The sequence below is a fragment of the Cytophagales bacterium genome (genome assembly GCA_033344775.1).
Lineage (GTDB): Bacteria > Bacteroidota > Bacteroidia > Cytophagales > Cyclobacteriaceae > JAWPMT01.
The window spans coordinates 100,477-113,939 of record JAWPMT010000005.1 but is presented as its reverse complement, the minus strand read 5'-3'; the positions used below and the strand labels follow the sequence as shown (position 1 = coordinate 113,939).

Sequence of the window (13,463 nt, the reverse complement as noted above, 5' to 3'; positions counted from 1 at the left end):
GCCAAGACTAGAAGTGAGTTGAGCCTGTTGAAGCATTACTTCACTTCAAAATCAAACATCAATTCACCCTTTAGATATCCCTTTAGACGATCGCCCAATTTGACAGGTCCAACGCCTTTTGGTGTGCCCGTATAGATCAGGTCGCCTTTCTTCAAAGTGAAGTACTGTGAAACGTAAGCGATGATTTCATCGATTGGGAACAACATGAAGGAGGTATTGCCTTTTTGAACGGTTTCACCATTGATGTCCAGATGGAAATCGAGATTGGTCAAGTCAATGCCTTCTTTGGAAATGAACGGAGAAATAGGAGCAGACATATTGAATCCCTTTGCTCTTTCCCAGGGCAGACCTTTGGATTTAAGTTTCGACTGAAGATCACGTGCCGTGAAATCAATTCCCAGACCAATCTCATCATAGTACTTCCCTGCAAACTTCTGCTCAATTGATTTACCCACACGATTGATGCGAACGACCACTTCCACTTCATGATGAATATCGTTCGAAAAGTCAGGTAGATAGAACGCATCATTATTACGCAACAAGGCAGAATCCGGCTTCATGAAAATGACCGGCTCATCGGGTTTCTCGTTGCCCAACTCTTCAATGTGTTCTGTGTAATTACGGCCTATACAAATGATTTTCATAAAGAGATGATTCTCGTCTATTAATGGAATCGTGAAATTACTGCGTTCTTTGAATTTTGGCTAAGATCCAAGAAACTTAAAGCTGGTGCGCGTCTTGGACGTACCCATAAATTCACGCGTCTAAGACGCGCCATAACAGTGTTCCTAATGCACCAAAACCTCAGCAGGCTCCGTCACTTCTACCTGGCCGATTTCATTGATTTGCGTCAATTGGACGGTCTTGATTTCGTTTACCAGTAGAGGGTCGTATTTGGCCGTAACCCGAATGTAGTTTTCAGTAAAACCTTCAATCTGTCCATTCTCTTCTTGTGATTCAAACAGCACATTGAATTCACCACCCAGGTGTTGCTCGTAGAAGTATCGCCTTTTCTTTTCGGAGAGTGTTCTGAGCATTGTAGATCGTTCATTCCGTACTTTCTGAGGAACCACACCTTCCATACCGATGGCCTTTGTATTGGCACGTTCGGAATAGGTGAAGACATGTAAGTAAGAAATGTCCAGTTCGTTGAGGAACTTATAAGTCGTCAAAAACTCTTCTTCCGTTTCTCCGGGGAAGCCGGTGATCACATCCACGCCAATGCAGCAATGCGGCATCAAAGCTTTGATTTGTTCTACACGATCTCTGTAAAGACCGGTCAGGTAACGTCGATTCATCTTCTTCAGGATGTCGTCGCTACCAGATTGTAGAGGAATATGAAAGTGCGGCACAAACTTGTTAGAATTCGTTACGAATTGAATGATGTCCGAAGAAAGGAGATTAGGTTCGATGGATGAAATGCGAATGCGGTTAATACCTTCTACTTGATCCAATGCCTGCACCAATTGCAAGAACGTCTCTTTTCTGCGACCATTCTGAATACCAAAGTCTCCAATGTTGACACCTGTCAATACGACTTCTTTAACATCAGTTTTGCCAATTTCCTGCGCTTGCCTGACGATGTTTTCGATGGTATCACTTCTGCTTTTTCCACGAGCCAAAGGAATGGTACAAAAAGCACAGCCATAATTACAGCCGTCCTGAACTTTCAGGAACGTTCGCGTACGATCTCCATAAGAATAGGAGGAGGTAAATGTGTTGGCTTCTTTGATGTGAGAAGCAAAAACTTGTGGTTTATTAGTAGCAATGAACTCGTCCAGAAACTCGAACATTCGAAATTTCTCTGCAGCACCGAGTACAGCATCTACACCAGGGATCTCACTGATCTCCTTAGGCTTTAGCTGGGCATAGCAACCGACAATTGTCACATAGGATTCAGGAGAGATCTTCTTGGCTTCTTTCACAATCTTGCGGCATTTTTTATCGGCGTTTTCAGTCACAGAACACGTGTTGATCACAAAGATGTCAGGCGCCTCCGTGAAGTCCACCTTCTCGAATCCACGGTCCTGAAACATCCTCGAAATCGTAGAAGTCTCAGAAAAATTGAGCTTACACCCCAACGTGTAAAAAGCCACTCGTTTGCTCATGGTGCAAAGATAGCGAGGTAATATGAGATATGGATTTCTTGTGAAGCAGCTTGTTTTACCGACCATTTAACTCATCGTCAAATTCGCTTATCTGTCGAGCCTTCAGGATGGATAATCGAGAATTTGGTGCGGTTCTCAACGACGTGCGATTATATTGCCTGAAAATTCACTACCTAAAATATTATGGAAGACTTTTCAATTTCGCCGGAAGTAATCTTGGCCTTCGTAATGAAATACGGACCAAAAGTGATCGGCGCGATCATTACGTTGATCATTGGGTTCATTGTCATCGGGATTATCGTCAATTTCGTCAATAGAACGATGGAACGTCGTGGTGTTGATGCTTCATTGACTCCCTTTCTTAAGTCGATTTTATCAATCATTCTCAAGGTCGCTTTGATTTTGACGGTCATTGGTATTCTCGGTGTAGAAGTGACCAGTTTTGTGGCCATTCTTGGAGCGGCTGGCCTGGCAGTAGGCCTGGCGTTGCAGGGAACACTTCAGAATTTCGCTGGGGGCGTCATGATCTTGTTATTCAAACCTTTCAAAGTTGGAGATGTAGTTGATGCTGCCGGATACATCGGTTCCGTTAATGAGATCCAGATTTTCAATACCATCATGAAAACCCCGGATAACAAAACCATCATCGTTCCAAATGGGCAATTGGCTAACTCCTCTATGACGAATTATTCAACGGAGCCTCGCCGACGAGTTGATTGGACCATTGGTATTGGTTATGGTGATGACGTATATAAGGCCAAAGAAGTGATCAGAAAGCTGATCGATGCAGACAGCCGCATTTTGCAGGACCCTGAACCCTTTATCGCCGTTTCAGAATTGGCAGACAGCTCTGTCAACTTTGCCGTTCGTGTATGGGTAGAATCCGGTGATTATTGGGGTGTATTCTTCGATATGAATGAAAACGTGTACAAGACTTTCGGGCAAGAAGGGCTCAACATCCCTTTTCCACAAATGGATGTGCACGTGCACAATAATTAAGACATTAGCCGTCAACAAGTAAGAGAAGGTCCTCCGTTAGCACTAGCGGGGGATTTTTTGTTTGCTATCTTAAGTTTTGAGTTGTTCGCCTTTGCAAATGTTATTACCTACAAAATCGAAAGTACTTCTTCTTACTCCATTCCGGGATAACTCCATAAGGGGAAAAGAGTGTTTTACTTCCTTACATCCCCACCAAAATAAACGGCGCCCAATAGTAGGGGCGTTGAAACTCCTCACTGCGCATCATGGTCAGTTTGGATTCTCTCAATGCGCCGGCAAAGTGCATGCTGTAGGCCGAAAACAAGTGCTGTCGATAAAACTCGATCATCAATTCTGAAGTTGATTCATCCGCCACTGGCCACAGGGATACAATTAGGTTTTTTGCACCAGCGTAGAGCAAGGCACGAGATAGCCCAACGATTCCTTCCCCCTTAGCCACTTTACCAAGACCAGTTTCACAAGCAGAAAGGGTCACGAGTTCCGCGTTTATTTTCAAATTGTAGATCTCACCTGAGTATAGCGAACCATCTTCTCCATCGGAAGGAGAGAGAAATATCCTAGACAATTCTGGTTCGGACTCATGCACCAGACCATGCGTGGCGAAGTGCAGATATTTATACTGATCCAGCGTGGGGCCCTTGACAAAGTTTTCAGAAGCATTGGCCATCAAGCGGGATTCTACCTGGAGGTCGTTTCCCTGGAAGAGGTACTGAATGGATTGTAATTCTTTCTCTGTGCCTTTAAGTGTAGCCATTCCTGTAGAACGATCAAATTCTACCGGAGCCATGAGTAAGATGTCCTGTGAAGTTGGCCGTTCTTCTGCAGGACGCATTCTTTCCGCAAAGAGGGTGGCGGAATAGTCATAACTCACGTCGTATTCAACTAGTAAATACGTCAGGTCCTTATATTGATCACCACTTGATGTGGGGTTGACCAATGCTTCAAATGGGATGGTACCCAAAACACCATCCGGGATGATAACGAGCTGGTTGATGTCCTTCGGTAAATCAGGGATCAACAATTCATACAGTGCTTTAGCTGATTTTTCAAAAGCGGATTGAATGTTGTATTTGATGGCATTTCTTAGTCCAGTAGGCTGTTTTTGATAATCGTCACCTTTCGGTTTGTTGAAAATTTCCAGTCCATTTGCCGTGATCATGAAGGTGTATAGTCGGGATTCCCCTTCAAAATAAGAGAGGATCGCATGCCCTTCGGGAAGTGCTTTTTGAAGGTCAGCCACCGTCGCCATTTGCGTGTTGTATTTCAGGTCGAAGTACTTCGGATAATCCTCTTCCAATTGATCGATGAATTCTCTGTAGGCGGCCTGATAGGTGAATAATTGGCCTTTTAACGCATTTTGTTCTTCCTCTTTCGAACTAGCAGCCAGTTTCTGATTGAGATAAGAGATCTCATTTTTAAGACTATCTTCCTGCTCGATCAGCTGATCAGGAATCCCTGCGAACCCTTTGGCTTTGGTCTCGGAAATGGCTTCCAGCAAAACGGCAGACTTACTACGTTCACTGAAGTTGAATGCGATTTCATGGTATTTCTTTTCCTGAAAAGGCTGATTGGCCAGCATCAGTGATATGCGAATGGCATTGTCATACACATCCTTGGCATCTTTGGCCAACCGGAGCTTATCATTGTCATTTTGACGCAACTGACGAATTTGTCCAATCAGGGTATCGCACTGAGCAAAGGTGTTCAGGGCAATTTGCAAATGTGCCGGTTGCATGCTCTTGTCTATGTGAAAATTCTCATAGGCACGCGCTTTCGCAATCAATGATTGTAATAAAGCATCTACGTTGAAATAACCTTGTAATTTAGGTAGTTGTCTCTTGCTTCCGGGTGCTTGATCAGACAGGTTGGCATAAATGGATTGATCATAATATCTAATCGCCTGTTTCCATTTTCCCTGGTCGTAGAAAAACTGGCCTAACAAGGCATAGGCATTGCTCACATCCGGGTGTTTGTCACCGTAAATCCGAATGTACATTTGAAGAGAAGCTTGCAAGGCATTCTCTGCTTCATCAAAAGCACCTGATTCCAGATTGGTCCGTCCTAATGCGCTTAAAGTGAAGGCTTTATTCGGATGGTCTTCCTCGCCGTATTGTTCATTCCAAATTTCTTGAACGGACTCCACCAATTGCAAAGCTTCGGCGAAGTTGTTGAGCTCTTCATTGGCGCGTGCCAAATTGAGTAAACAATAAGCAACCTTAGGATGATCAGTCCCTAATTCTTGTTCGTAGATCTGGCGAGTGCGGGTAAGATATAAGGAAGCCTGAAATGGATTTTCTTCGATGTAGGTAATGCCCAGATTATTGTAGGAATCTCCGGCGGCTAGTGATCGCTTGCCAAACAGCGTTTGCCGCATGTCCAATGCTTTCTCGTGGTACTGGATGGCCAGATCATAGTTTTGATTATTCCAGTAGGTCAGTCCCAGGTCTTCATAACACTCTGCCAGAAAGGCGCTTGGTTCTTTTGGGAAAAGTCGTTCTGCTTCTAATAAGTTTTCCAAGGCCACGTCATTCCGACCCAGGTTAAGTTCTGATTCCCCGATCAGCGAGTAAGACTCAGCCTGGAGCAAGGCTTGATTCGACAGGTTGGTATTGATGAAGTTTAGGGCGTTTTCCGCCAGTGATTTACTTTCCTGAAAATTGCCTAGCGATATCTGACAGGATGCCATGCGCAATTGGCACAGGGAGTAGAGTTGATTTTCACCAAGATCTTTGAAGGTAGCTCCGACTGATGAAAACTGCTCATAAGCGCCTGCAAAGTCTCCCTGTTCGAACGTTTCAACGGCATTTTCCAGTAAGTCATACTGTGCATGACTGTTGAAAAGGATCAATAGCGACAGGCTACATAGGAGAGGTTTAAAAAAGGCAACTGGTTTCATTCAGTTTAACTATACCGGGATTTTGACCATCAGGTTGATTCAAAAGTAATAGCTTATGGATAAAATTTCATGACTTCTCGCGCCTGATGTGAAAAAGAGTCTCGTCCAAAATTGAATTTGCAAAAAAGCCTAAAATCCCCTTTTGAAAGGGGTGAGAGGTATGTTTTGAGAAAATTGGTTTTTGAAATTTCATTTTAGTCGCTTGAATTGAAGCCGAAAGAACCCAGTTTGCAGAAAAAAGTTGAATTTTTTTTTAAACCCGATTAAACCTTTCACAGGCAGGTCACTCTAAGCTAGCGAAAACAGATTAAGAAATACAGTTTTTAAAACCATATAATAGTATGAAACGAGTAGCCTTTTTATTGACCGCAGTTATTGCTTTTGCGCTGGTATCTTGTGAAGATTCAGCGATCTCCGAGTCGGAAGTTATTGACTTGGATTTTGCCACGGAGGTGACCATGGAGTCCGCCGAGGAGGATGTGACGACCATCACAGATGCCGCAGACGAATTGTTCGAATTGAGTTTTGGAAGGACCGAAATGGGTGCCAGAGATGAGATCTTAGATTGCGCCACCGTAGAGCGAGATACCGTCAATCAGATCATTACCATTGATTTTGGTGACGGATGTGAGGGAAAAAGAGGACGTGTTCGGTCCGGTAAGATCATCGTGACTTACGATGGGAACCGAAGAACCGAAGGGTCATTCCGTAGCGTCACTTTTGACAACTTCTTTGTAGACAGTACGCAAGTAGAAGGAACACGTACCAAAACGGTGACAGCCGTTGATGCAGAAAACCTGAGCATTACCGTAGATATCACTCTAACAGGAGGTAAACTAACTTTTGGTGACGGAACATCAGCCACTAGAGAGGCACAGAAAACACGTGTTTGGTCTTTTGATGCGTCAGGAGATCATGTGACCACTGTCAGTGGATCAGCTTCCGGAGTTAATCGCGAAGGAGTGAGCTACAGTATGGCTATCACTGAAGATATTGTTTTCCAGAGAGCTTGCTGGAGAGCGGGAGTATTTGTACCCGTATCAGGTGTGAAAATGTTCACCGTAGGAGAGAGCACAGCTACGATCGATTATGGCGATGGTGAGTGTGACAATCTTGCTACGAAAACTCAGGATGGTGTAAGTGAAGAAATTGAGTTGTCGGTAAGAGGTCGACGCAGACGAGGATAATAGTTAGGAGCTGCTAGTCTCCTAGTTTTTTCAGGTAGGTATGAGGGTGCTCCCAGAGGGAGTGCCCTTTGCTCGTTTCTTTTCAATACCTGCATGAAATGATCAGAAGGCTCTCAAAGGCCCGGACCTGTCGATAAAAATGACGAGACCTGACCCCTGTTAAAGGTTGTGAGGTTTTCTGTTGTAGATCAATTTGTAGATGGTAGGAATAAGATAAAGACTGGCGATCGTGGAAGTAATCATGCCACCGACCAGTACCAGTGCCAGAGGACGCTGAAGCTCTGATCCTTGACTACCCAGCACGATGATTGGAATCAATGACGCTATGGTGGTGAAGCTGGTTGAAACAATGGCATTAAAGCGGAATTTGCCCGCTGTTTTGATGGACTCGTCGAGAGAAAAGCTTACCTTCAACCTGTTGATTTGCTCGATTTTTAAAATGGAATCGTTGATCATGATCCCGGCTAAAAAGATCAGTCCGATTCCGGCCATGACGTTCAGTGTACCACCCGCCAGTAAGAGTAGCCAGAGACCTCCTGAAAGGCCAATAGGTATTTCTGATAGGACAATCAGCGGTTGTATTAATGATTCGAATTGAATGGCCAGGATAAAGTAGAGTAACGCAATCGACATGGCAAAAACCAGAATAAGTTCATTCAGGAAGTCAAATAGACGAGATGATTGTCGATCATATGCCAACCATTCATTTCGGAATTCGCGGTTGAAGCGCTTTTTAAGCTCATTTGCCTGATCTTCCTTCATGTTCTTCAATTCGAGCGTTTCAAATTCTCCTTTTTGATCAAAAAAACGTTTGTTGGGTACACGTCTGAATTTTACGGAGATCAGGTTTCTCAATGGTATAAAGACTGAATCCTGGTTAATGATTTGAGCAGTTCCCAGGAGCTGCTCAAGTTCATCAGACCCGGATATAATCCTGACCGATTCTTGGAGATCGCCTGAGTTGATGGATTTTGGCCGAAGTTGATCCAGCAAGAGTCTGATCCTGTTAGACAAGGATGTTGGGTCCACGTTGTATTGAATTAACTTTTGATCATCATAGTTGATAAACATCTTTTCCCTGGATACGGTGCGTTGAGCTTCTATTTCAGAATTGATCTCTTCAATGGCCGCAATGATTTTTTCACTGGCTGACTGATCACCAATGGCTTGCCGTTGGTATAGGATGATATCCGATTCTTCGTCTGTTGAAAACACGTAGGATATGGAAGTTTTCGATTGATGAATATCATATGTTGTATATGGGTGATAATGGGAGAGGTAGGCCTGCATTTGTTCCTTCAATTCTTGGTAAGGAGTTTCAGTAATTGGCTTGAAAATAATTTTGGATTCGTTGGTTTTGAGGTCTTTTGATTCGTCTAATAGAAAATCATTTGGTCCGATATATGCATGAAAAGTGACCAGTTGTTCCTGAAATGCTTCATGAAATTTCTGGATCTGTCCCTGGATCTGTTCGGTGGAATAAAATTCCTCCCATTGAAGCGCCATTACCGTGTAGTCTTCCGAGATTTTCGGAAACTTCTTTATTGGCAAATCCCAAAAGAAGAGGACCGAAACCATCAAAAATGCCAAAAATCCCAATAGAGTGATTCTGGAATTTTGATAGGTGAACGATAGGGTTTGGTGATATTTGGCTAGCAGATAGTCCCTTCCTTTCGAGTAGGTCGAATGCCTATTTCGTAAGAAGACATAGGTTGTGGGAAGAAAAGTGATGGCGATCAGAAAGGAAACCATAAGTCCAACAGAAATGGTCATTGCCTGATCATAAAATAGAGCACCTGCGAGGCCGCTCAGGAAAATCAAGGGAAAGAAAAGAGAACAAGTGGTAAGAAGAGAGGTCAACAATGGCCTGACCACATCTAGTGTTCCGGTTTCTGTGGCCAGTAACAGGTCCTGATGGCTTTGTTTTCGAACAATATTGTCCAGTACGATGATTGTATTGTCAATCATCAATCCAACGCAAATAGTCAGGCCAGAGAGGGTGATGATGTTGATTGTCAGCCCAAAAAGTTCAAAGAATAAAAAAGTGATGGCCAGTGCTACCGGAACATTCAAGAGGATGATCAATGTGTGGTATGTGTTGCGGTTCAAAAAGTAGACAACCAGACCCGCAAATAATATCCCCAGTATCAGACTCATCTTCAGACTGCCTAGTGCATTATTCAGCAATTGAGATTGATCTCTGGTGAGATGAAACTGCAGGTTTGGAAATTGTGATTGTGTATCGCCGATCACTTGATCGATCTGCGCTTTTAGCTCATCAATTCTTGATGATCCCGATTTGATGATCGCCAGGGTAACTGCTCGATTTCCGTTCGAGTAAATTTGTCCGTTATTGCTTTTAAGTCTTACCGATACTTCTGCGAGTTCACGAAGTTTAAATATCCTCGAACCGATCTGTATGGCAATATTTTGAAGATCTTCGAGACTGGTTATTTTACTGTTTACCCGTAAGGTTCTAAAGTAATTGCCGTTTTTGATTGAGTAGGTTTTGAAATCAAGGTTTTGTCTATCCAGGGCGTCATAAATGGCACTTTCACCGACTTTGAGAGAGGCCAGGGTTTCCATCTTTGGGGTAATTGTGATTTCTTCGAATTGTCCTCCGGCGATATCTACAAAAGCAACTTCTGGCAATTGCTCCAGTCGTCTTTTCAGGCTATTGTAAGCGAAATCGGAAAGTTTTGAGAATTCAATGGAGTTGGAGGATTGTTGGGATGACAGATGTATGAAAAGGATCGGAAGGTCCGATAAATTGTGCCTGAAAATCGCAGGGCGATTATATCGATAGGGATTGTCTTTCAGGATAACATCCGACAAATCTGTCACCTCGAGGTATGCGTAATCCATGTCTGTCCCGAATGCAAAAGTGAGATCAAATTTTACTTTTTGATCATCGAGCATAGCTGTAATATCCTCCAGGCCATTCGCTTGTGACAGCTTCGAGATCATAGGTTCCACCAAAACATTAGCCATGTCCGAATGGTCAGAATTTTCGAACTCCAGAACGATGGATATCCTTGGGATCTCTATTTCGGGTAAAATGGATATCGGAGTTTTCAGAAAAGAGACCATTCCCAGCAACGATAGCGTAAAAATGGTCATGCCAACAGCAACGGGTCGTTTGATTAAGAAGGAGAGCAAGGGCTAGTTATTTTGTGTAAAGATGGAGGAACCAAAAATGCAGGGTAGCAATAAATACAATATCAACAATGAAAAGGATAGCCCACTCACGGTGCATAAGGAAAACTGATACCAAAAAAGATTAATTGAATTGTGAAATAGAAAGGGCAGCAGTCCAATGATTGACGTCACGGAGGTCATCAGGATAGAAGGGCTCTTTAGCTTCAAGACCTCCACCCAGATCGCTGCTTTTTCTTTAGAGTTACTTACCCTTTTCCATTTGACCCGAACCTGGATTTCTGTTAGAACATAAAATGCATTGTTTACAATGAGCCCACATAGAAAAATAACTGCCGTTACAGCCCCCAGGTCAAAGGTTGATCCCGTTATTAAAAAACCGATAAAAACACCAACAAGTGAGAGCAATAGATAAAATACCAGGTTCAGTGCTGTTCTTATGGATTCCAGGAGAATTGCACTGATCACAAATACGATCAGGATAGCGAAAATGATGGTTAATCTTTGATTAGCTATTGAGAATTTCCCACTTCCATAGGGTATTTTTTCGGCTTTAAATCCCACAGGAAAAGTGGCATTAATATCAAGAAGCAGACCATCCAGAAACCGGGATGCCTGGATGTTTGGTCCCAGGTAATCAAACGTCAGGTCAACGATGTATTGTTGATTAAGGCGTTCGATGTAGGGCTCACGCTTGTTGGGGACCATGTCGATATTTCGTTCGAGTCGGATGTTCGTGCTATTGACCGCTATGGGGTACCGCTGTAATGACCAAAAGTCTCTGGAACCGTGTTCCATGTTGATCGTTACTTGATTTTCTCCAAGCTTTCCACTGAAAACATTGGTTTCTCCGGTGGAGTGTACGGACAAAACATTTGATAGGGCGTGTTGTGAGAAATGTTGGTCAAAAGATAATAAGTCATCAGAAGCCAACTGCAAGATGTACGTCAAATCCGATTTCCCATCACTGGTAAGACTGATGTTTTCGATGCGAGCATTGTTGGAAAGCTGACGTTCAATGTCAGCACATAGCTCTAAAATCTGATCGTAATTGTAGCCTTTTATCCTGAGTCCCGAACTATTCACTTCAAACCAGCCTGAATTGAGGTACAAATCCTTGATGGCGATTTTGAACAGTGCTCCGGAATGTTGCGAGGCTTTTTGTTGAAGCAAGCCCGCCAAGACTCTTGGGAACGTGTCAGCATTCTTTTCACTGAAAAATACCTCTATATTGAACGATTGCTCTTCAATCGTACTTACAAATGACTTTACCTGCTCAAATGATTTCAAGTAGGTTTCAAATTCATTATGAATCTGGATCACATGATCCGTTTCAATCCGGTCGGGGGATTGATAAGACATCCTGAGTGTTTGAGGAGGTTCCGGCGTGAAAGAGATGCCTTCCGTTTTCTCAATATGTTGCTTGAACCTTGTACTGAATCCCCCTAAATAATTGCTAAGAAAGGGTCTGAGTTGAGTATTGAAATAATCCGAAGAAGCTAGTTCATTATAGGGTTGGTCCAATGCTGTTCCAGTATTGATTTCAGAAGGGATCAAATAAACTGGAAGACCAAATACCAGCACTAATACGGGAAATATCAACCTTCTGCCGGTTAAAACTTTGGTAGAAACCCACAAGTAGGGCTTTTCTATCATGGAACCTATTTTTCTAGCTGATTCCGGTTTCTTTTGTACAGTTGAAGGTGGTTGAACCAGATGGGGAATGAGTAAGATACTTACCAGCAAAGAAAAAGACAGACTAATGGTCACTATATAGACGAAGCCTTCCATCAATAAAGCTTGTTCGTCGGGTAATAGAAATATAGTAAATGCGGTACCGATGGAGCTGATGGTTGCTGCCGTGATTGCGAACCTGTAATTAATGGCTTGACCAGAGACGATGTGATGCAGGGTTACAAGCATGTTATCGACGATCAATCCGAAAGACAGTGCAATTCCTGCCAACGTATACAAATTGATTTCTATCCCCAGCAGGTAAATAATTCCGGTGGAACTCAGTACAGTGATCAGCAAAGAAGTCAGGACAATGAGTCCATAGGTTAGGTTTTTGTAGAAGAAATAGGTAGCTAGTACCAGCATAAAAAGAGAGATGATCACCCTGATTGCAATTGATTTGAGTTCATCCTCGAAATTTTGAACAGGATTATTGACCAGGTCGAGATGGACACCTGCTCGCTTTCTGTCATGCTGATATTTTTTCAGAATCCTCTTCAGTATGTTGTTAAAGACAATTGGGTTTTCGGTTTTGGGATAGGTAAATTGAAGGTATCTCGTAGGTAATCCGTCTATTTTGTGGATAGTGCGCGCCTTTGGTCGGACCTGGCTCCATGAAAAAAGTCGCCATAAAGGAAATTCTTTTCCAAGATCATTGTGAACCTGTATTTCATCAAGGCTTGAATATTCCCTTTGACTCTTAAGTACGACTGGTTTTGAATCAGCCAGATGTCCAAGCAGCGTTTCTCCTTTTCGGAATGAAAATGCGTTTTGAACTTGTTCTGGTCCTAAACTGAGATTAAAGATGGGTGTATTGGGTGTTAAACGAAGGTGAGGGGTATGTTGCACTATCGGATGGATAAGTCGCGCATTTATGGTTTTAAAGTCATACAGCAAGGAGTCTAGAACTTCCCAATACTGTTCAGAGCTCAAAGAAGAAGAGATTGCCAGAATGAAGTTATTCTGGTCGGATTTAACAATGACGGGTGTTTCGATTTTGGTGTCATCAGGTAATTCCGAATGGAAAGACCGTAAGAGCTTGATGATCTCGTGGTGCTTATGATTGATGTCAATATGGTTGTTGATGGTGACATTGATCAATCCGAAATTGGGTAATGAGTAAGATCTGATCTTGTTGATATCCCTTACGGAAGACAACCTGGCCTCAATTCGGGAGGTGATCTCTCGCTCCAACTCAATCGCATTGTTTTTTGACCATGAAAAACGGATCGATATTGTGGAATTGTGGTCACTGGGTAGGTAACTGATTGGGAGGAAAAAAATACTGAATGCCCCTGCTACAGAAATAAATATGAAAATGAGTTTTGCTCGAAATGAGGATAAGTAAGGTGTAGACTGACTCATGACTCGGGACCTTGATGG

General features: G+C 43.0%; 7 protein-coding genes. 2 read left to right on the top strand and 5 right to left on the bottom strand.

Annotated features, from left to right (window positions below; translation table 11 throughout):
• Nucleotides 1-35 precede the first annotated feature (35 nt).
• The gene (locus R8G66_18430) at nt 36-644 is read right to left on the bottom strand and encodes a fumarylacetoacetate hydrolase family protein (protein ID MDW3194359.1); all 609 of its coding nucleotides are present in this window, start codon (nt 642-644) and stop codon (nt 36-38) included.
• A 144-nt stretch (nt 645-788) separates the two neighbouring features.
• Nucleotides 789-2,108, bottom strand: coding sequence for a tRNA (N(6)-L-threonylcarbamoyladenosine(37)-C(2))-methylthiotransferase MtaB (gene mtaB / locus R8G66_18425; GenBank protein MDW3194358.1), 1,320 nt, complete (start codon nt 2,106-2,108; stop codon nt 789-791).
• Nucleotides 2,109-2,336: 228 nt separating this feature from the next.
• On the opposite strand from mtaB, the gene R8G66_18420 reads away from it, so the two are divergent.
• Nucleotides 2,337-3,107 carry a mechanosensitive ion channel gene (locus R8G66_18420; protein MDW3194357.1) on the top strand — a complete coding sequence of 257 codons (771 nt, stop codon included), beginning with the start codon at nt 2,337-2,339 and terminating at the stop codon, nt 3,105-3,107.
• Nucleotides 3,108-3,288: 181 nt separating this feature from the next.
• Here R8G66_18420 and R8G66_18415 read toward each other — a convergent pair whose 3' ends face one another.
• Entirely contained in the window at nt 3,289-6,003 is a 2,715-nt protein-coding gene (locus R8G66_18415; GenBank protein ID MDW3194356.1) for a CHAT domain-containing tetratricopeptide repeat protein, read from the bottom strand.
• 341 nt (nt 6,004-6,344) lie between these two features.
• Between R8G66_18415 and R8G66_18410 the strand changes: the two genes are divergently transcribed.
• On the top strand, nt 6,345-7,190 hold the full coding sequence (locus R8G66_18410) for a hypothetical protein (GenBank protein MDW3194355.1): 846 nt from the start codon (nt 6,345-6,347) through the stop codon (nt 7,188-7,190).
• A gap of 159 nt (nt 7,191-7,349) precedes the next feature.
• Here the strand turns inward: R8G66_18410 and R8G66_18405 are convergent, their stop codons facing one another.
• Nucleotides 7,350-10,349, bottom strand: coding sequence for an efflux RND transporter permease subunit (locus R8G66_18405; GenBank protein MDW3194354.1), 3,000 nt, complete (start codon nt 10,347-10,349; stop codon nt 7,350-7,352).
• A 3-nt stretch (nt 10,350-10,352) separates the two neighbouring features.
• Nucleotides 10,353-13,445 carry an efflux RND transporter permease subunit gene (locus tag R8G66_18400; protein MDW3194353.1) on the bottom strand — a complete coding sequence of 1,031 codons (3,093 nt, stop codon included), beginning with the start codon at nt 13,443-13,445 and terminating at the stop codon, nt 10,353-10,355.
• Between the last annotated feature and the right edge of the window lie 18 nt (nt 13,446-13,463).